Source organism: Phytohabitans houttuyneae (assembly GCF_011764425.1).
Taxonomy (GTDB): Bacteria; Actinomycetota; Actinomycetes; order Mycobacteriales; family Micromonosporaceae; genus Phytohabitans; species Phytohabitans houttuyneae.
On record NZ_BLPF01000002.1, the window covers coordinates 1,844,535 to 1,863,836 of the forward strand.

Sequence of the window (19,302 nt, forward strand, 5' to 3'; positions counted from 1 at the left end):
CGGCCTCCGCTGCCGGGTCCGCGGGGTCAAGCCCACCGTCGCCGCGTGGTAAGCGCGAAACCGTGACCAACGGCGGCGGGTGAGGCCGCGGGAGCAACGGTCCGGACCACGGCGGACGTCGCGGTAGCCCGGATCTGCCTCTGGAAGTTGGTCCAATGTGGCCGGAGGGAGCCCGGCTAGAGGAAGAAGTCCGGCTCGAGGTCCGCGCCCGGCACGGTGGCGTAGGTGTCGAGGTCGGTGACCCCGGCGGCGCGCAGCACGTCGTCGTCGACGAGCGTCCGGCCGGTGAGCGCGGCGGCCGGCGCCGTCAGGATCACGTGGGCCGCGTCCGCCATGATCTGCGGGCTGCGCGTGCGGGCCAGGGCGTCGCCGCCGCCGAGGAGGTTGGCGACCGCGTCGGTGGCGATGGTCGTGCGGGGCCACAGGCAGTTGGCGGCGACCGGCACGCCGGCGAACTCGGCGGCGAAGCCAAGCGTGGCCAGCGTCATGCCGTACTTGGCGAGCATGTAGGCCGGATGGGCGCCGAGCCACCGCGGCTCCAGGTTGAGCGGCGGGCTCAGCGTGAGCACGTGCGGGTTTCCGGCCTTGACGAGTTCGGGCAGGCACGCCTTGGTCAGCATGAACGTGCCGCGCGTGTTGACGTCCTGCATGAGGTCGTAGCGGCGCGGCGCGATCCGCGCGGTGCCCGACAGGTCCAGCACGCTGGCGTTGTTGACGCAGATGTCCACGCCGCCGAACTCGTCGACCGCGGCGCGTACCGCCCGCTCGATCGTCTCGTCGGAGCGCACGTCGCCGACGACCGGCACCGCCCGCCCACCCGCGGCGCGGATCTGCTCCGCCGCCGTGTGGATGGTGCCGCGCAGCTTGGGATGCGGGGTGTCGGTCTTGGCGATCAGCACGATGTTGGCGCCGTCCCGCGCCGCCCGCAGCGCGATGGCCAGGCCGATGCCGCGGCTGCCGCCGGACATGACGATCGTGCGGCCGGCGAGCGTGCCGCCGCCTCCGTGCGGGTTCACCGGATCTCCTCGGGGATCGGCACCGGGCGCCGGCCCAGCACGTCGGGGATGGTGCGCAGGTCGGCGGCGGGGTACGCGAAGCCCGGCGCCAGCAGGATGCCCGGTGGCGCCGCGACGACGGCCGGGATCGTCTGCACCAGCTGGACCGCGGTCGCGAGGTTGGCGGCCGACTGGCGGTCGTCGACGCCGAACACGTCGCGGGCGTCGCTGGTCGTCAGGTCGGCGCGGGTGCGCACGTCGACGGGCAGGCCCTTGACCTCCACCTCGTACATGTCGCCGGAGACGAGGTCCACCGCGCCGTCCACGAGGTCCCGGTCCAGGTACCACAGCTCCCGGATGGTCACGACGGGCGAGTCGCCGGCGTACCCGGTCCAGGTGCCGTCCAGCGCGCCCACGGTGCCCGCCCGCACGGTCACGGCGGCGCCGTCGACGTCGCGCTCGCTCGTCAGGTAGCGGACGTCCGCCGCCATCCGGTCCACCTGCAGGCCGAGGTGGTGCGCCAGGCCGGCGATGCACTCGAAGTAGTACCGGCTCAGCAGCGTCTTGCGGGTCCTGGTACCCAACCGTTCGGGCGGTTGGCCGAAGCCGATGGCGGCGATCGTCTCGCCGGCGTGGTGGCTGAGGTCGCAGATCTCCCGCAGGTGTACGGCGTGCACGACGGTGCACAGGCTCGTCGCGGTGAGCGCGAACCGTTCCACGAACCAGCCCGGGTGGATGCCCGTGCCGTGCAGCGTGGTGCCGCCCTCCGCGCAGGCGGCTTCGAGCGGCGCCACGTACTCCTCGCCGCGCTGCCACGGGAAGAAGTAGGCGGTGGAGGTGACGACGTTCTTGCCGCCGCGCAGCAGGGTGGTGATCTCCTCGTGCCGCGACGACTCGTCCGGCAGCGCGCGCCCGGCGTAGAGCACCACGTCCGCGTCGAGGTCGTAGATGGCGCGCGGGTCGTCGACGACCGCGACCCCGGCCGGCGCCTCGCCGACCAGCTCCATGGCGTCCCGCCCGACCTTCGCCGGGCTGTACGCCAGGCAGCCCACGAGCCGCAGCTCCGGCCGCCGGGCGATCTCGCGCAGCGCCTGCGAGCCGGTGTAGCCGGGCCCCCAGACGACCACCCGGTACGGCTCGGTCCGCGCCGTCATCCCGCCACCCTCCCGCCCGCCACGAGCGCGCCGCCGTCCACCACGAGCACGTGTCCGGTCAGCCAGCCGGCCCGGTCGGACAGCAGGAAGCTCGCCGCGGCGGCGATGTCCGCGGGCGTGCCGAAGCGCCCCATCGGGATGCCGGCCAGCAGCGCGGCCCGCTCCGCGTCCGGTATCGCCGCGGCCATGTCGGTGTCGACGAGGCCGGGCGCCACCGCGTTGACCCGTGCCGCCGGTGCCAGCTCGGCGGCCAGCTGCCGGGTGAGGTAGTCCAGGGCCGCCTTGGTGGCGTTGTAAAAGCCGGTCTTCGGGGTGGGTGCGGCGGCGCCGATCGACGTGACGTTGACGACCGCACCGCCGTGCACACGCATGCCGGCCCGCCACACCAGCTGCGTCCACAGCAGCGGAGCCCACTGGTTCACCTCCGTCAGCTTCGTGGCCAGCGGCGCCGCCAGGTCGATCGTGGGTCCCCACTGCGGGTTGGTGCCGGCGTTGTTGACCAGATAGTCGATCCGGCCGAACGCCTCCATCGCGTACGCCACGCACCGCTCGGCGGCCGGCGCGTCGGCGGCATGGCAGGCGCGCCAGAGGCAGGCCGGCCCGAGCGCGGCCGCGGTGGCCTCCAGCGCGGCCCGCCTGCGCCCGGTGATGAGCACGCGGGCGCCGGCCGCGACCAGCTCGCGCGCCACCTCCCGGCCGATCCCCCGGGACCCGCCGGTGACGATCGCGGTCCTGCCGTCGTGGTCGATCCGCACTGGCCACCTTCCGCCGCCTGGGAAGGCGAACGTACCAAACCAACCAGTGGGTTGGCTACGAGGTGCGGTTGCCATATGCTCGCCGGGTGGAAGGTGTCGAGCTCTCGGTCGGTGTGCGAAACTTCGCCGCCCGCCCGCCGGCGGACTGGCGCCACATCCTCGACCAGGCGCGCGCCGCCGACGACGCCGGCGTCGACCGGGTATTCGTCGCCGACCACCTCGTCTTCGGGCGCGACCTGACCGCGTACGGCGACCCGGCCGCCGGGGGAGTGGCCGGCGGCGTCCAGCCGACCGGGCCGGACGGCGAGTGGCTGGAGCCGCTGGCGGCCCTGTCCGCGATGGCCGCGGTGACCACCCGGGTCAGGCTCGCGACCAACGTGCTCGTCGCGCCGCTGCGCCAGGCGGTGCTCCTGGCGAAGATGGCATCCACTGTGGACGCCCTGTCGCACGGGCGGCTGGAGCTCGGCGCCGGCGTCGGCTGGCAGCGGGCGGAGTACCGCGCGGTGGGCGTGCCCTTCGCCGAACGCGGCCGCGTGCTCGACGAGACCCTCGACGTGTGCCGTGCACTGTGGACACGCGACGAGGTGACGTACGCGGGGCGCGGCTTCGACCTCGACGCCGTGCACATGATGCCGAAGCCGTTGCACCCGGGCGGCGTGCCGATCTGGCTCGGCGGGCGGGCCATCCCGGCCGCCGCCCGCCGGCTCGCCCGGCACGGCACCGGCTGGATCCCGTGGGGCGTCACGCCGGAAAACCTCGCCGCCGTGCTCGGGCGGATGCGGTCGCTGGTGGCGGAGCACGGGCGGGACTTCGCCACGATCCGCGTCTCGTACGCGCTGCCGACGGCCGTCAAGGACGGCGCCCTCGACTTCCCGCGCATGTTCGCCGGCATCCCCGAAGCCCTCGCGCTCGGGGTGACCGACTTCCGGACGCTGGCCCGGATACCGCCCGACTACGCCGGCGCGCGCGCCTTCCTCGACGAGCTGCACGGGCGCTTCCGGGAAGCCGCGCGCGGATGAGGGTCGGACTGGCACTCGGCCCGGCCGCCTCGGTGGTCGCCGACGCGCGGCGGGCCGAAAAGTGGGGCTTCGACTACCTGGCCTGCGGCGAGCACCTGTTCTTCCAGGTCGCACCGAACCCGTTCGTCCAGCTCGCCGCGGCCGCCGCCGTGACGTCCCGGATCCGGCTGGTCAGCACGGTCAGCCTGCTGCCGCTCTACCCGGCCGCGCTGGCCGCCAAGCTCGCCGCGGAGCTGGACCAGGTCTCGGGCGGGCGGTTCGAGCTCGGCGTCGGCGCGGGCGGCGAGGCGCCGGACGAGTTCGCCGCGGCGGGCGTGGACCCGGCCGACCGCTTCCGCCGGCTGGACGAGGGACTCGACGTGGTGCGCCTGCTCTTCGGCGGCGGGCCGGTGTCGTACGAGGGGCGCTTCACGCGGCTGCGCGGGGTCGCCCTGGACCCGCCGCCGGTACAGCCGGGCGGGCCGCCGATCTGGATGGGCGGACGCAAGGACGGCGCGATCCGCCGCGCCGGCCGGTACGCCCACCGGTGGATGCCGTACATGGTGACGCCGGAGGCGCTCCACGCGGGCCTGCGCGGGGTCCGCGCGGCGGCCGCCGCGCACGGCCGCGACCCGGCGGGGGTCGGCGGCGCGCTGTTCGCCTTCGCCTGCGCCGACCGGGACGGCGACTGGGCCCGGCGCACCGGCACGGCGGCGGTCAGCGCCACCTACCGGCAGGACTTCGCGCCGCTGGCCGGCCGTTACCTGCTGCTCGGCACGCCGGCGCAGGTGGTGCGCCGCGTGCGCGAGTTCGCCGGCGCCGGGCCGGAGCGGTCATCCTGCAGGTCGCCGCCGGCCCCGAGGAACGCGACCGGGTGCTGCGCACCATCGCCGAAGACGTACTGCCCGAGCTGCGGGTCGAAGGAGGGCGGCAATGACCGAGCGGGTACGCCTGGACCGGCGGGGCCGGATCGCGGAGCTGGTCCTGAACCGGCCGGACAAGCTCAACGCCATCGACCACGACACCCTGGTACAGCTCGAGGGCGCGCTCACGGCCGCGGAGGCCGACCGCGAGATACGGGTACTCGTCGTGCGGGGCGAGGGGCGGGCGTTCTGTGCCGGCGCGGACCTCGGCGCCGTCGACGACAAGGTGGGCGACGCCGGCCGCCTCGCCGCGCACCTCGACCTGTGGCACCGCGCCTTCGGGCACCTCACCGACTCACCGCTGCCGTCGATCGCCGCGGTACACGGCGTCGCGTTCGCCGGCGGCTTCGAGCTGATGCAGGCGTGCGACTTCGTGGTCGTCGCGGACGACGCCAGGATCGGCGACCAGCACGCCACCTACGGGCTGTTTCCCGGCGGCGGAGGCTCCCAGCGGCTGCCCCGGATCATCGGCGAGCGGCGGGCCAAGTGGCTGATGTGCAGCGGCGCCACTATCGACCCGCGGGACGCGCTGGCCGCCGGGCTCGTCAACGCGGTACGGCCGGCCGGCGAGGTGCTCGACCACGCGCGCGAGATGGCCGGCGTGCTCGCCCGGCGCAGCCCCGTCGTGACGGCGCGGGTCAAGCGCGCGGTCCGCCTCGGCATGGCCAGCGGGCTGGCCGGCGGGCTGGAGATCGAGCGCCTGCTCGCGCTGGAGCACATGACGTCAAAGGACTCCCGGATCGGGCTGGCCGCGTTCGCGAGCCGCACGGTGCCGGAGTTCGTCGGGGAGTGAGCCGGATGCCGGCGGCCACCGGCGGTCCGCTCACCGGCCTGCGGGTCGTGGAGCTGGCGAGCATCGGGCCCGGGCCGCACGCCGCGATGATCCTCGCCGACCTCGGCGCCGACGTCGTGCGGATCCCGCGGCCGGGAGGCTCCCTCACCCTCGGCGCGCCGAATTCCCCGGCGAGCGGAGCGACCGCGGCCCGGGACGTGCCGGATCCTTTGCTGCGTGGGCGGCGCAACGTGCCGGCGGACCTGAAGCGGGACGCCGGCCGGGAGGCGGTGCTGCGCCTGGTGGACCACGCCGACGTGCTGCTGGAGGGCTTCCGGCCGGGCGTCACCGAGCGGCTCGGCGTCGGTCCCGACCACTGCCACGCCCGCAACCCGCGGCTCGTCTACGCGCGGATGACCGGGTGGGGGCAGGACGGCCCGCTCGCACCGACCGCGGGGCACGACATCAACTACATCGCGCTGACCGGCGCGCTGCACGCGACCGGGCGGGCGGGGCAGCGGCCGGTGCCGCCGCTGAACCTGGTGGGCGACTTCGGCGGCGGGTCGATGCTGCTCGTCATCGGGGTGCTCGCGGCGGTGTGGGACGCGCGCCGCACCGGCCTCGGGCAGGTCGTCGACGCCGCGATGGTCGACGGTGCCTCGACGCTGGTGCAGCTGGTGTGGGCCTGCTGCACGCCGGGGCGTGGCGGGACGCGCCCGAGCAGAACATCATCGACGGCGCCGCGCCGTTCTACGACACGTACACCTGCGCGGACGGCCGGCACGTCGCGGTCGGCGCGATCGAGCCCCGCTTCTACGCCGCGCTGCTGGCCGGCCTCGGCCTGCGCGCCGGCGAGCTGCCCGACCAGCACGACCGGGCCCGGTGGCCGGTGACGAAGGCGCGGCTGGCCGGCGTGTTCGCCACCCGCACGCGGGACGAGTGGGTCGAGGTGTTCGCCGGTACCGACGCCTGCGTGACGCCGGTGCTGTCGTTCGCGGAGGCGGCGCGGCACCCGCACATGACCGCCCGGGGCACGGTCGTGCGGCACGGCGGCATGCTCCAGGCGGCGCCGGCGCCCCGGTTCTCCCGCTTCGCCGCCGCCGTGCCGGACATCGACGACACGGTGTACGACGCCGAGGCGATCGTGGGGGAGTGGGCCGGTCAGAGCGGCCGCTGAGCCAGCTCGATCCAGGCGTCGCAGGCCACCACGAACCGGGTGGTGTCGACGTCGTCGTTCATCACGCCGGAGCGGTACCGGTTGAGCGCCCGCAGCGCGGTGCCCGCCACCCGCCAGCACGCCATCCGGTAGTGGAAGTCGAAGTCGGAGAGGTCCTCCCCGGTGAGTGCGGCGTAGTGCGCGACCGCCTCGTCGAGGCTCGCGGCGCCCGGCGCGGACGTGGCCAGCCGGACGCCGAGCATCGCCTCGGCCGGCGGGTCCCAGAACGCGGCCAGCAGCCCCAGGTCGGCAAGCGGCTCGCCGAGCGTCACCAGCTCCCAGTCCAGCACCGCGCGGATGCCGCCGCCGGCGTCGACGATCGCGTTGCCGAGCCGGTAGTCGCCGTGCACGACGCGGCTGCGGTCGTCCCGCGGCATCCGCCGCTCCAGCCGCGCGGCCATCGCCTCCAGCCGCGCGGCCCGGGGCGCCGCCTCGCCGGCGGACGAGCGGGCGATCACCGAACGCCAGCGGTGCAGCTGGCGCCGCAGGTAGGCGCCGCGCGGACCGAGGTCGCCGAGCCCGACCTCGTCGGGGTCCACGGCGTGCAGGGCGGCCAGGGTGGCCACGACCGACAGCGAGGCGTGGCGCAGCGCCGCCGGGTCGAGCAGCGTGGCCGCCGCGTCCGCGTCGGCGAGCACGTGGCCGTCCACGAAGTCGGTCACGTGGCAGGGCAGGCCGAGCGGGTCTCCCGCCGTGCCGACGAGCCGGACCCGCGGCACCGGTACGGCCGTCGGGTGCAGCGCCGACATGGCCCGCGCCTCGCGGCCGGTGTCGTGCGCGCCGCCGTCGTGGCGCCCGGCCGGCCGGTGGCGCAGCACCCACGCGTGGCCGGCCACGTCGGTGACCCGGTAGGTGAGCATGCTGTAGCCGCCGGCGATCCGCTCGGCGCGGAACGGCGGCACGGACTCGGGCAGTCCCCGGGCGAGCCACCCGCCGACCGCCGCGGGCACTCCCGTGGCCAGCGGCGCGGCCGATGTCGCGGTCACGCCCGGGGCAGCGGTCCGGCCGCCGCCGTCGCCGCCATCCCGATGGGCCGGCCGTCCACCATCTGGTCGAGCATCTCCACGACGCCCAGGCCGCGCCGCCCGTCGCTGGTGACGAACTCGTACGCCGAGTAGCCGATCCGGGTGACCAGCTCCGTGCCGTCCTCGGTGGTGCGCCGGTGCCGCAGCGGCACGAACCGCTCCGGCGCCCGGGCGGTGCCGGTCAGGGTCACCGGCCCGCCGGCGGTGCCGACCTCGCACACGGCGCGGCGGCAGAAGCCGTCGGCGGTCCACTCGACCGACAGGTCGGTCAGCTCGGCCTGGGTCGCGACACCGCCGCTGACGGCGGCGGCGCGGCGGGTCCGCACACCGTCGCGGCGCAGGACGTCCAGGGTCATGACGGCCGAGCCGTCGTCGAACGCCGCGGTGATCCAGCGGTACAGCACCGGCCCGGCCCAGTCGCGCGGTCCCCAGGAGTGGTCCCGCAGGCCGCCGCCGCGCAGCCGCAGCGACAGGTCGCCCGCGGCCAGCTCGCCGTCGACGTGGATGAACTGCTCGTAGTGGCCGATCGCCAGCGAGTCCTCCAGGACGTTCTCCGGCGTCTCGCCGTTGGTGCCGAACGAGGCGCCGTTGCCGGTGACCGAGAGCCGGATGCGGGTCTCGCGCTTCGGCGCCTCCCGGAAGGCGGTGCCGGGTGTGGCCAGCACGGTCGGGTCGGCGAAGGAGGACAGCGGCCCGTCGAACGACAGCCGCTGCCGGCGGTGTGGTTCGAGGATGTCGAACGCGAGCCCGCCCACGGCGAGCCCGGCGGCGGGGACCGAGGTGGTCCGCTCGTAGCCGAACAGCGTCTCGCCGTCCGGCAGGAACACCAGGACGCCGGCCTGGCCGGCCGGTTGGTTGGGCTGCATCGCCACCCGCATCCAGCCGACCACGCCCGCCTCCGGGCAGCAGAAGTTGTAGTACGTGCTCTCGTTGTAGGCGGGCTGGTCGTCGGGGACGTGCCGGTACTCGTGCTCGGGTGCGATCGTCTCGGCGAACATCGACATGGCGCCTCCTCAGCGCGTGTTACCAACCATCCGTTTGGTTAAGAACGTACCACCACCGGCAGCCACCGGGATGGCGGCGGCCAGCGCGGTGGCGAGCGCCATCGAGACGGCCAGCACCACGAAGCCGGCGGTGTAGCCGGACGCGAGCGGTACGCCGCCGCCGTCGAGGTGGGCGGTGACGACCGTGGCCGTCACCGCGGTGCCCACGGCGCCACCGATGTTGCGGGCGTTGAAGTTGACCGCTCCCGCGACCGCGGTCTGCGACGCCGGTACCGACACGACGACCAGGGTCGCCAGCGACGCGAGCGCGACGCCGAGCGCCAGACCGTAGACGCCGAGGGCGGTCACGAGCTGCCACGCGGTGGCGTACCGCCAGGCGACGGCGGCCAGGCAGACCGCGATGACGGCGCAGGCCGCCACGACCACGCGCCGGGAGCCGGCCCGCCGTACCAGCCGGGCGGCGGCCAGCCCGCCCAGGAAGACCGCGCTCGCCAGCGGCAGCATCAGCAGCCCGGAGCCGGTCACGCTGGTACCCGCGCCGTACCCGGTCGAAGCCGGCGCCTGCAGGATCTGCGGCACGAACGCGTACACGGCGAACATCGCGAACCCCAGCAGGAACGACACGATGTTGCCGGAGCGGACCGCCGGGATCGCCATCATCCGCAGGTCGATCAGCGGGTGCGCGGCGCGGGACTCCAGCCGGTACCACAGCAGGCCGAGCAGCGCGGACAGGGCGTACAGGCCGGCCGTGCGCCGGTCCGTCCAGCCCCATCCGGAGGCGTTGGTGGTGGCGAGCACGAACGTCGCCAGCGCCCCGGCGAGAAACGGCGCCGGCGCCCAGGAGATCGGCTCGGCGCGGGTGGCCGACGGGCGGACGACGGCGGCGGCCGCGGCCGCGGTCACCACGAGCACCACCATCGGCAGCAGGAACAGCCAGCGGTAGCCCCACAGCGCGACGAGCGGGCCGGCCAGCACCAGGCCGGCGCTCGCCCCGATCCCGCCCAGGGCGGCCAGCACGCCGATCGCGAACGGGACGCGGTCGCCGGGAAACTCGTCCCGCACGATGCCGAAGGCCAGCGGCATCACCGCGCCGCCGATCCCCTGCAGCGCCCGCGCCGCGGTCATCACCCGGATGTCCGGCGCGAACGCGGCGCCGAGCGAGCCGGCCGCCAGCAGGAGCAGCGCGGTGACCAGCATCGGTTTCTTGCCGACCGCGTCGCCGAGCCGCCCGACGACCGGCGTCGCGACCGCGGCGGAGAGCAGGTAGGCGCTGACCACCCAGGTCACGCTGCGCGCGTCGGTGTCCAGCGCGCGCTGGATCTGCGGCAGCACGGGAATCACCATCGCCTGGAGCAGGGCGAAGGCGGTCGCGGCGACGACCAGCACGCCGAACGTCGCGGTGGTGCGCCGGCTCATCCGTGCTCCGTCCTGTCGACGCCCGCCGGCCGGCGGGCACGCGGCTGGGCACCCGTCACGGGTGCCCAGCCAGGTGTGTCATCTCGCGGTCGCGGTCACGTGCTCGGGACGCTGAGCCCCTTGTCGACCGGGCCGTAGGTGGTGAAGACGAAGTCCTCCGGGCCGAAGGTGGGGAAGTGGTTGTCGGCGGAGAACGTCACCGGGTTCACGTAGAGCGGCATGTCCGCCGCCTTGGCGCCCTCCAGCGCCTTGGCCATCTTCTCGGCGTCGAGGCTCTTGGCGAGGTTGGCCGCCGACGCGGCGAGCACCACGTCGTGGTACGCGACAAGGTAGGTGTTGATCGGGAACGGCAGCTTGCCGCCCGCCTTGGCCAGCAGCGCGTCGTAGAACTTCTTGAACGCGGCGCTGTCGGTCTGCGGTGTGCCCTTCACGCTGGTCGCCAGCTGCTGGAAGGTGATGCCGGCGTAGTCGCTCTCGGCGGCCAGGTCGGCGAGGTTGTTGGCGGAGAAGGTCTGCGCGCCGAGCGTCGGCAGCTTGACGCCCAGCTTGGTACGGGCCTTGGCCATCGCGCCGGCGGCCGGGCTGTAGCCGGCGAAGACGAGCGCCTGCGGGTTGCCGGAGAGGACCTGCTGCAGCTGCGGCGTGGCGTCGATCGACTCCGGCGGCACCTGGGCGAACGTCACCGAGATGCCGGCCTCGCCGAACGCCGGCTTGGCGACCGCCTCGAACGCCTCACCCGAGGCGTCGTCGATGTCGAGGACGCCGATGCTCTTGTAGCCCTGCTTCTTCGCCTCGTCGACGAGGCTGCCGACGTAGTCCGGGATGGTGTGCGCGTTGCCGAACGAGAGCGGGTACTTCTTGGGGTCGTTGAACGTGGCCGAGGTGAAGTGCTGCGAGGTGAAGATGCCGGCCTGGGCGAGGATCGGGATGCCGGCCGGGATCTCGGAGGCGCTGCCCGGGATCACCGCGTGCGGCTTGCCGCCGCTGAGCAGCTCCTGCAGCTTCGCGGCCGACTGGTCCGCGCTGCCGCCGTTGTCGATGTAGGCGATCTCCAGGGGCTTGCCCAGGACACCGCCGCTTTCGTTGACGAGCTGGACCGCGACGTCCATGCCCTGCTGCATCGCCGCGCCCACCACGGCGATCGGGCCGCTGAGCGCCACAAGTGCCTGGATCTTCATGGGGCCTTCGGACGAACCGCCGCCCGATGACCCGTCTGTGCCCGAATCGGAGTCTCCTCCACACGAGCTGACCGCCAGTACAGACGCCGCGAACGCCGCGACGAGCGCGGCCCGCCTGGATCTCATGACCTCAGCCCCAATCCAAATCATTAATTTCGTTTAGATGATTAGCGGGACCCTAGCTGTCAGGATCGCGTGTCGTCAAGGTCACAACGGGGTTACCAGACGCTCATGGAGAGGCCGCTTACTCGTAGGTGAACGAGGGGGATCGATGCTCCCGGAAGGCATCCCGGGCCTCGCGGCTGTCGGCCGTCCGGGCGCTCAGCACCTGCTGCCGGTTTTCCAGCTCGATGGCCGCGTCCAGCGACGGCAGCTCCAGGCCGAGCCACATGGCCTGCTTGGTCAGGTCCAGCGACATCGGCGCGGCGGCTAGCAGGCCGTCGACCACACCGTCCACTCTGGATCCGAGGTCGGCGGGGGCCACGGCATCGGCGAGCAGCCCGATCCGCAGCGCCTCGGCGGCGTCGAAGCGGCGGGCGGTGAGCATCAGCTCGTGCGCCCGGCCGGCGCCCACCAGGCGTGGCAGCAGCCAGCTCACGCCGAGGTCGCAGCCGCTGGCGCCGACCCGGATGAACGAGGTCGCGAAGACGGCCGTCGTGGCGGCGACGCGGACGTCGCAGGCGCACACCAGCGCCAGCCCGAAGCCCGCGGCCGGGCCGTTGACCTGGGCGATCACCGGCTTGGGGAGCCGGCGCACGCGCTGGATGAGCGACGCGACAAGCCGCTGGAACGCGAGGTCCCGGTACACCTGGCCCATGCCCGAGGTGCCCGGCGCGTCACCGTACCCGTTGAGGTCGAGGCCCGCGCTGAAGCCGCGGCCGGCGCCGGTGATGACCACGACCCGGCACAGCGGGTCGCTCTCGGCCTCGGCGAGCGCGTCGTGCAGCCGCAGGGCGAGCGCGTCGTTGACGGCGTTGAGCGAGGCCGGCCGGTTCAGCGCGATGCGCCGCACGGACGGCCGGGGCTCGGTGACCAGGACGGCGTCCCCGGCGCCCATCAGCCCGGGCCGCCCACCGCGAAGGGGAAGTTGCCGGCCTGGGTGCCCCACTCGTGGACCGCCTCGCCGGAGAGCTTGGTGACGCGGCCCCAGTGGTACAGCTCGGCGTCGACCGCGCCGACCTGGCGGCAGTAGTACGCCCCGGGGGTGCCGTTGAGCTCGAACTGGTCGCTGACCTGGCCGCCGGTGAGCCGGGCGAAGAACTCCAGGTCGCCGGCCGCCGCCTTGAGCGTGACGACCTCCGGCCTCGGCAGCCCGGTGGCGGGTTCGAGGCAGAACCGCTCGACGTACGAGGCGAAGGCGAACGTGCTCAGGATCGGCTCGCCGCCCCGGTACAGGACGAACGGCGTGAAGTGCCGGAAGCCGAGCTGCTCCGAGGCGGCCGAGTCGGTCCACACCCCCGTGTAGTCGCCGCAGCTGAAGTGCCCCCAGGTCCAGACCGACTGCGCGGACCGGGACCGGCTCGCACCGGCCAGCGGGAGCGAGGAGAGCTGCTTCTCGGCGTGCATCCGGCCGCGCACGTCCACGACGCTGTCGTCGACCCAGATGCGGCCCGAGACGTCGGTGCGCGGCGCGACCGGCCACCAGCCGACGGCGGTGCCGCTGTCCGGCCGGTAGTGGGTGAAACCGGGGGAGGCGGTGGTGAACTTGACGCCGGCGCACACGACGCTGCCGCTCAGGCGCAGCCGGACACCGCCGACCTCCAGGCGGACGCGGAACGAGACGGGGTCGCCGGCGGCGGACACCTCGCCTTCCAGCTCGTTTCCGGTGCCCCACCGCCCGCCGAACGGCAGCGGCTCGAACTCCTCCGGCTCGAAGGTGGTGTGCAGCTCCAGGTACTTGTGGCCGGGGCGGAGCAGGTTGACGGTGATCGCGGGGCGCCCGCCGTCGTACGGGCGGGAACGGTACAGGCCGATGCCCAGCTGCCATCCGTTGTCGAGGGCGGCGTCCAGCCACCACAGCTCGACGTAGTCGGGGTCGCCGGCGCCCAGGTCGGTCTGCCAGGCCAGCTCGGCCGGCGTGATCGGGCGGAAAGCTCGGACACCGTGCATAGCCTCGCCTCCGGGCTGGTAGCTCAGAGCAGCGAGGCTATCAAACCGACCAGATGGTTGGCTACAAGGTTGGTTGTCGCGCGGCCGCTCCTCTGCTGTACTGGCCCGAACGGGTAGCCAACCTATCGGTCGGTCAGGGAGCACGCCAGGTGGACTTCGGCGAGTCGAGCGAGCACCTCGCGCTGCGCGAGGCGGTGAGCGGGATCGCGGCCGGCTACGGCCACGACTACTTCGCGCGGTGCGCGGCGCAGGACCGGTTCACCGGCGAGCTCTGGTCGGCCATCTTCGACAGCGGCTTCGGCGGGGTGAACCTGCCCGAGGAGTACGGCGGCGGGGGCGGCGGGCTGCTGGAGATGGCGATCGTCATCGAGGAGCTGGCCGCGCAGGGCTGCCCGCTGCTGTTCCTCATCGTCGCCGGGATGTGCGGCCCGATCATCAACGAGTTCGGCACACCCGAGCAGAAGGAGCGGTGGCTGCCGCCGCTGGCCGCCGGGCGGACCAAGATGGCCTTCGCGGTCACCGAGTCCGGCGCCGGCTCGAACGCGCCCAACATCTCCACCGCGGCGGCGCGCGACGGCGACACGTGGGTGATCAAGGGCGCGAAGCAGTACATCACCGGCATGGACGTGGCCGACGCCGTCCTCGTCGTCACCCGCACCGGCACCGACGCGCGCGGCCGCGGGATATTGACGCTGTTCATCGTGGACACCGGCGCGCCGGGCCTCGCGTTCACCCCGATCCCGATGGAGATCAAGGCGCCGGACCGGCAGTTCACGGTCTTCTTCGACGACGTCGTGGTGCCCGCCGACCGGCTGATCGGCGGCGCCGCGGACCAGGGGCTGCGGCAGATCTTCTCCGGCCTCAACCCCGAGCGGGTCAACGTCGCCGCGCAGGCCGTCGGGCTCGGCCGGTACTTCGTCGGCAAGGCCGTGGCGTACGCCCGCGACCGCGCGGTGTGGGGCGTGCCGATCGGCGCGCACCAGGGCGTGGCGCACCCGCTCGCCGAGGCGAAGATCGAGCTGGAGCTCGCCCGCCTGATGACCTACAAGGCGGCCTGGCTCTTCGACCGCGGGCTCGACGGTGTGGGGGAGGCGGCCGCCGTCGCGAAGCTGGCCGCCGCCGACGCCGCGCTGCACGCCTTCGACCAGACCGTGCAGGTGCACGGGGGCAACGCGTTCGCGACCGAGTACGGCATCGGCGACCTGTGGGGCCTGACCCGGCTCATGCGGTCGGCACCGGTGAGCCGCGAGATGGTGCTGAACTACGTCGCGCAGCACTCGCTGGGCCTGCCGCGCTCGTACTGAGCACGCCCGGCGCCGCTTCGTCCAAATCATTTAGTTGATTTCCACGATATTACGGCTTAGGGTCGTTGGACAGCGCGGCTGGCGAGCCGCGCCAAGGACTGCGTAGGGGCTGCCGTGACGATTGTCTGGGCTGGGCTGTCGGTCGGCGCGGTCTATGCGCTGACCGCCATCGGCTACAACATCACGATGACGTTCGGCGGAGTGTTCAACTTCGCCCACGGGGCGTTCGTCATCCTCAGTGCCTTCTTCTCCTGGTTCATCATGGTCGACCTGGGGTGGCCCTGGTGGTCCGCGGCGCTCTTCGGTGCGGTCCTCGGCGCGCTGGTCGGCGCCGCCGAGGAGCTCATCGCCGTGCGCCCGGTCGTGCGCCGCACCGACACGCGGGCGCTGCTGGTGACCACCGTCGGCGCGTTCGTCGTCATCGAGGGCGTGCTCGGCGCCACGTGGGGCGCGACGCCCAAGTCGGTCGAGTTCTTCGGCGGATCGGATCCCTTCACGCTTCTCGGCGGCCGCATGGCACCGGTGGACGTGTGGCTCATCGCCGTCGCCATCGTCATCGGCGGCGGCCTGCACGTCTTCTCCCGCCGCAGCCTCTGGGGCCTGGCCGCCCGCGGCGCCACGAGCGACCCGGACGCCGCCAGGACGCGCGGCATCAACGTCGGCGCGCTGCGCACCGGCGGGTTCGCGCTCGCCGGCGCGCTCGCCGGACTACTCGGCCCGCTCGTGGCACCGAAGACCGGCGCGAGCGTCGGCATCGCGGTCAGCGTCACCATCTTCGGCTTCGTGGCGCTCGCGGTCGGCGGCTTCGGCAGCTTCGTCGGCTGCGTCGTCGGCGGCATGGCGATCGGGCTCATCCAGGCGTACGGCGGCCGCTACCTCGGCGTCGAGTACCCGCCCGTGCTGCTGTTCGCCGTGCTGCTCGCCGTGCTGCTGCTCAAACCCTCCGGCCTGCTGGGCCGGCACGGCGTGCGGGCGGTGTGACGATGACCGCCAGGCTCCGCTCCGTCCTGCTGGACACCCCGCTGTTCGTGTTCGTCGGCTTCGTGGTCGTCGCCGCCCTGCCGTACCTCGGGCTCGACTTCTACTGGCAGCGCCAGGTCATGCTGATCGCCGTCTACACGTTGCTGTGCAGCGGCCTCAACCTCAGCTTCGGCTACGCCGGTGAGCTGGCCCTCGGGCAGGTCGCGGTCTTCGCCTCCGGCGCCTACGCCGCCGCGATCCTGTTCAACCACGGGCACACCGACATCCTGCTCGCCTTCGCCGTCGCCACCGTGCTGGCCGGCGTCGCCGGGCTCGTCTCGGGCGTACCCGGACTGCGGCTGAGCCACTGGTCGCTCGCCCTCGTCTCGTTCTTCTTCGTGCTGCTCATCCCGAGCCTGGTCACGATCCTCAAGGAGTACACCGGCGGCAACGCGGGCCTGCCCGGCGTGCTCGGACCGACGCTGTTCGGCCGGCCGCTGTTCGGCAAGGAGTTCTACCTCGTCGCGATCGCCGTCACCCTGCTGTGGATGCTGGTCATGCGCAACATGGTCGTCTCCCGCTTCGGCGCGTTCCTGCGGGTCATGGCGGAGAGCCCCACCCTCGCCGAGTCGCTGGGCGGGTCGGTCTACCTGCTGCGCGTGCAGGCGTACGTGATCGGCGCGCTGCCCGCCGGGATCGCCGGCGTGCTGTTCACGTACATGACCGGGTTCATCAGCCCCACCGCGTTCACGCTCACCCTGCTCATCGCGCTGCTCGCGGCGACCGTGCTGGGCGGCGCGGACAGCGTGTGGGGTGCGCCGGTGGGCGCGGCGATCCTGGTGCTGGGCCCGCTGCAGGCCGCCTCGTTCCAGAAGTACTCGACCGCGGTGTACGGCGCGTTCCTGATCTTCGTCGGCGTCGCGTTCTCGATGGGCCTGGCGGGCCTGGCCCGAATCCTGCGGCGCCGCCTGCTCGAACGGCGCCTCGCCGCCCCCGCCGCGGCGGCGGAGGGCGGGGCCGAGCCGGCCGCGCTGTCGATACCGGGGCAGCGGCTGGAGGTCACCGGCGTCGCCAAGGCGTTCGCCGGGCTCAAGGCGCTCAACGGGGTCGACCTCGTGGTCGAGCCGGGCACGATCACCGCGATCATCGGGGCCAACGGGGCGGGCAAGACCACCCTGCTGAACCTGATCTCCGGCGTCCTGCGCGCCGACGAGGGCACCGTCACCCTCGCCGGCCGCCAGATCACCGGGCTGCGCGCCCACCGGGTCAGCCGGCTCGGCGTCGGGCGCACCTTCCAGACCCCGTTGATCCCGCCCCGCATGACGGTCCTGGAGGTGGTCGAGTCCGGCCGGCTCCGGGACGGCGAGGTCGGGCTGCTCAAGGCCATCGTCCGGCTGCCCGCCCACTACCGGGTGCGCCGGCAGGACCGGGAGGCGGCGCTGGCCGCGCTCTCCTTCGCCGGCCTCGGCCACCTGGCCGACCAGCCGGCCGGGTCGCTCCCGCTGGGCACCCGCCGGCTCCTGGAGGTGGTACGCGCCGTCGCCGGCAAGCCGCACGTGCTGCTGCTGGACGAGCCCGCCGCGGGACTCGACGACGACGGCCTGCGCGAGCTGGAGATGCTCATGCGGCGTACCCGCGAGGCCGGCGGCACGGTGGTCCTCGTCGAGCACAACGTCCCGTTCGTGATGGACGTCGCGGACCAGGTCTTCGCGATGGAGCTCGGCCGGGTCATCGCCTCCGGGCCGCCGGAGGCCGTCCGCCGCGACCAGCGGGTCATCGACAGCTACCTCGGCCGGCGCGGCCAGGTGGCGGAGGAATCGGGGGTGGCGTGATGCCCGACTCGTACCCGGACCGGGGCGCACCGCTGCTGGACGTGACCGACGTCCGCGTCGCCTACGGCGACCTGGTCGCCGTCTGGGAGGTCTCGCTCCAGCTGCGGCCCGGTGGCATCACCGCCCTGGTCGGCCGCAACGGCGCCGGCAAGACCACCTTGATCAACGGGCTGTGCGGGCTGCTCCCGGTGCGCTCCGGCACGGTGCTGCTCGACGGCCGGGACATCACCGCCCTGCCGCCGTGGGCCCGGGTGTCCCGCGGCCTCACCGTGGTACAGGAGGGCAAGCGCGTCTTCCGCGAGCTGACCGTGCGGGACAACCTCGTCCTCGGCCTGCGCGGCGGCGGAGTGAAGCGCGGCGAGCGGGAGAGCGAGCTGGAGCGGCTCTACGCGCGCTTCCCGATCCTCGGCGACCGCCAGCGCCAGCGCGCGGCCGACCTGTCCGGCGGCCAGCAGCAGATGCTGGCCATCGCCACCGCGCTCGCCACCCGGCCGCGCGTGCTGCTCGTCGACGAGCCGTCGTCCGGCCTGGCACCGGTCTTCGTCGACCTGGTGTTCGAAGCGCTGGCCGCCCTGCGCGACGAAGGGCTCGCCATCCTGCTGGTGGAACAGCTGGTCGACGAGGTGCTCGGGGGCATCGCCGAGGACGTGATCGTGCTCGACCGGGGACGCGTCGTGGTCCGTGACCGGGCGTCCAACCTGTCGGTCGAGGACGTGGCGACTAGCATCTACTCGTCCTTGTGACCAGACGAGACGGGGGACTGTCGATGGTGAGTGCGGGCCGGGAGCGGCGTGCGGTGCCCAATGTCCCGCCGCGGCTCAACACCAGGAGCGTGGCGGAGGCGGTCGCGTCCCAGCTGCGCACCCGCATCCTGGACGGCGACCTCGTCGACGGCTCCGAGCTGCCGCCGGAGGCGGTGCTGCTGGAGCAGTTCCCGGTCAGCCGGCCGAGCCTGCGGGAGGCGTTCCGGATCCTGGAGACCGAGGGCCTGCTGACCGTGCGGCGCGGCAAGCGGGGCGGGACGATCATCAAGCATCCGACGCCGGACACGGCCGCGTACCACGTGGGGCTGCTGCTGCACGCCCGGCGCACCTCGCTGGAAGACCTCGCCACCGCCCGCAACCTCGTCGAGCCGCTGTCGGCCGAGCAGGCGGCCCGGCGACGCGACCACCGCCGGATCGGCCGCAAGCTCGCCGCCCTGTCGGCCGAGGCCGAGTCCTACCTGGAGGACGGCGTCGCCTTCACCGAGCTGGCCGCCGACTTCCACCAGGAGCTGGTCAACGCCGCCGGCAACCAGACCCTCCAGCTGCTCGTCGGCGTCATCGAGAGCATCTGGGACACGCAGGAGCTGACCTGGGCCAAGTCGGCCGTCGACGAGGGGCAGTACCCGGAGGTCAACCTGCGCCGCGAGGTGCTGCGCGCGCACGTGCGGATCAGCGAGGCGATCGAAAACGGCGACGCCGCCGAGGCGGTCCGGCTGACCCGCGGGCATCTGAAGGCCACGTCCCAGTTCGTGTCCGCCGCCGGGGGACAGGTGCGGGTGCTCGACGACTACGGCAGCCGCCGCCAGTCGCGGCTGTCCTGACCGCGTACGGCTGAAAAAGCACCGTCCACAGCGCCGCTCGCGGGTCTTCGCGTTAAATCATCTAGATGATAGGCTC

18 protein-coding genes and 1 pseudogene are annotated in these 19,302 nt (G+C 73.6%); 8 read left to right on the forward strand and 11 right to left on the reverse strand.

The features are described 5' to 3' along the window. Positions 1-176: 176 nt before the first annotated feature. From Phou_RS31550 to Phou_RS31560, 3 genes are read right to left on the reverse strand one after another with little or no spacing between them, the layout of a single operon-like run. Positions 177-1,016: an SDR family oxidoreductase gene (locus Phou_RS31550; RefSeq protein WP_218579286.1), complete on the reverse strand. Its 840-nt coding sequence runs from the start codon at positions 1,014-1,016 to the stop codon at positions 177-179. Continuing rightward, positions 1,013-2,149, reverse strand: coding sequence for an NAD(P)H-dependent amine dehydrogenase family protein (locus tag Phou_RS31555; protein WP_173062771.1), 1,137 nt, complete (start codon positions 2,147-2,149; stop codon positions 1,013-1,015). Before Phou_RS31555 ends, Phou_RS31550 begins: the two co-directional genes overlap by 4 nt. Next, the gene (locus Phou_RS31560) at positions 2,146-2,904 is read right to left on the reverse strand and encodes an SDR family oxidoreductase (protein WP_246273987.1); all 759 of its coding nucleotides are present in this window, start codon (positions 2,902-2,904) and stop codon (positions 2,146-2,148) included. Before Phou_RS31560 ends, Phou_RS31555 begins: the two co-directional genes overlap by 4 nt. Before the next feature lie 86 nt (positions 2,905-2,990). On the opposite strand from Phou_RS31560, the gene Phou_RS31565 reads away from it, so the two are divergent. Beyond that, positions 2,991-3,923, forward strand: a complete 933-nt coding sequence (locus Phou_RS31565; RefSeq protein ID WP_173062777.1) for a TIGR03619 family F420-dependent LLM class oxidoreductase — start codon at positions 2,991-2,993, stop codon at positions 3,921-3,923. A 196-nt stretch (positions 3,924-4,119) separates the two neighbouring features. Here Phou_RS31565 and Phou_RS53305 read toward each other — a convergent pair whose 3' ends face one another. Next, a complete protein-coding gene (locus tag Phou_RS53305) occupies positions 4,120-4,629 on the reverse strand; it encodes a hypothetical protein (RefSeq protein ID WP_246273988.1) in 510 nt (169 codons plus the stop codon). Between the two features lie 33 nt (positions 4,630-4,662). Further along, positions 4,663-4,836: a hypothetical protein gene (locus Phou_RS31575; RefSeq protein WP_173058966.1), complete on the reverse strand. Its 174-nt coding sequence runs from the start codon at positions 4,834-4,836 to the stop codon at positions 4,663-4,665. Here Phou_RS31575 and Phou_RS31580 point away from each other — a divergent pair. Both Phou_RS31580 and Phou_RS55800 read left to right on the forward strand, forming a co-directional pair. Further along, the gene (locus Phou_RS31580) at positions 4,836-5,618 is read left to right on the forward strand and encodes an enoyl-CoA hydratase/isomerase family protein (protein ID WP_173064830.1); all 783 of its coding nucleotides are present in this window, start codon (positions 4,836-4,838) and stop codon (positions 5,616-5,618) included. The genes Phou_RS31575 and Phou_RS31580 overlap by 1 nt on opposite strands. A gap of 89 nt (positions 5,619-5,707) precedes the next feature. Further along, a pseudogene (locus Phou_RS55800) lies at positions 5,708-6,774 on the forward strand (CaiB/BaiF CoA transferase family protein); the annotation flags it as partial. Here Phou_RS55800 and Phou_RS31590 read toward each other — a convergent pair. From Phou_RS31590 to Phou_RS31615, 6 genes are all read right to left on the reverse strand, one after another. Continuing rightward, positions 6,759-7,799 carry a phosphotransferase family protein gene (locus Phou_RS31590; RefSeq protein WP_173062780.1) on the reverse strand — a complete coding sequence of 347 codons (1,041 nt, stop codon included), beginning with the start codon at positions 7,797-7,799 and terminating at the stop codon, positions 6,759-6,761. The pseudogene Phou_RS55800 and the gene Phou_RS31590 sit on opposite strands and share 16 nt — an antisense overlap. After that, positions 7,796-8,842, reverse strand: coding sequence for a DUF7064 domain-containing protein (locus Phou_RS31595; protein ID WP_173062783.1), 1,047 nt, complete (start codon positions 8,840-8,842; stop codon positions 7,796-7,798). The genes Phou_RS31590 and Phou_RS31595 overlap by 4 nt, the downstream gene beginning before the upstream one ends. A gap of 9 nt (positions 8,843-8,851) precedes the next feature. Then, positions 8,852-10,258, reverse strand: a complete 1,407-nt coding sequence (locus tag Phou_RS31600) for an MFS transporter (RefSeq protein ID WP_173062786.1) — start codon at positions 10,256-10,258, stop codon at positions 8,852-8,854. Positions 10,259-10,353: 95 nt separating this feature from the next. Continuing rightward, complete coding sequence (locus Phou_RS31605; RefSeq protein WP_173062789.1) at positions 10,354-11,436, reverse strand: ABC transporter substrate-binding protein; 1,083 nt, start codon at positions 11,434-11,436, stop codon at positions 10,354-10,356. 244 nt (positions 11,437-11,680) lie between these two features. Continuing rightward, entirely contained in the window at positions 11,681-12,493 is an 813-nt protein-coding gene (locus Phou_RS31610; protein ID WP_173062791.1) for an enoyl-CoA hydratase/isomerase family protein, read from the reverse strand. Further along, positions 12,493-13,545 (reverse strand): hypothetical protein, encoded by a 1,053-nt coding sequence (locus Phou_RS31615; RefSeq protein ID WP_173062793.1) that lies wholly within the window; start codon positions 13,543-13,545, stop codon positions 12,493-12,495. Before Phou_RS31615 ends, Phou_RS31610 begins: the two co-directional genes overlap by 1 nt. Positions 13,546-13,694: 149 nt before the next feature. Here Phou_RS31615 and Phou_RS31620 point away from each other — a divergent pair, with 149 nt between their 5' ends. The 5 genes from Phou_RS31620 to Phou_RS31640 all read left to right on the forward strand — a co-directional run bounded on the left by Phou_RS31620 (position 13,695) and on the right by Phou_RS31640 (position 19,226). Beyond that, positions 13,695-14,849 (forward strand): acyl-CoA dehydrogenase family protein, encoded by a 1,155-nt coding sequence (locus Phou_RS31620; RefSeq protein ID WP_246273989.1) that lies wholly within the window; start codon positions 13,695-13,697, stop codon positions 14,847-14,849. 114 nt (positions 14,850-14,963) lie between these two features. Further along, on the forward strand, positions 14,964-15,830 hold the full coding sequence (locus Phou_RS31625) for a branched-chain amino acid ABC transporter permease (protein ID WP_173062797.1): 867 nt from the start codon (positions 14,964-14,966) through the stop codon (positions 15,828-15,830). A 2-nt stretch (positions 15,831-15,832) separates the two neighbouring features. Continuing rightward, the gene (locus Phou_RS31630) at positions 15,833-17,641 is read left to right on the forward strand and encodes a branched-chain amino acid ABC transporter ATP-binding protein/permease (protein WP_173062799.1); all 1,809 of its coding nucleotides are present in this window, start codon (positions 15,833-15,835) and stop codon (positions 17,639-17,641) included. Next, positions 17,641-18,384 carry an ABC transporter ATP-binding protein gene (locus Phou_RS31635; protein ID WP_173062801.1) on the forward strand — a complete coding sequence of 248 codons (744 nt, stop codon included), beginning with the start codon at positions 17,641-17,643 and terminating at the stop codon, positions 18,382-18,384. The genes Phou_RS31630 and Phou_RS31635 overlap by 1 nt, the downstream gene beginning before the upstream one ends. Next, positions 18,381-19,226: a FadR/GntR family transcriptional regulator gene (locus tag Phou_RS31640; protein ID WP_173062804.1), complete on the forward strand. Its 846-nt coding sequence runs from the start codon at positions 18,381-18,383 to the stop codon at positions 19,224-19,226. Before Phou_RS31635 ends, Phou_RS31640 begins: the two co-directional genes overlap by 4 nt. The last annotated feature ends 76 nt before the right edge of the window (positions 19,227-19,302 follow it).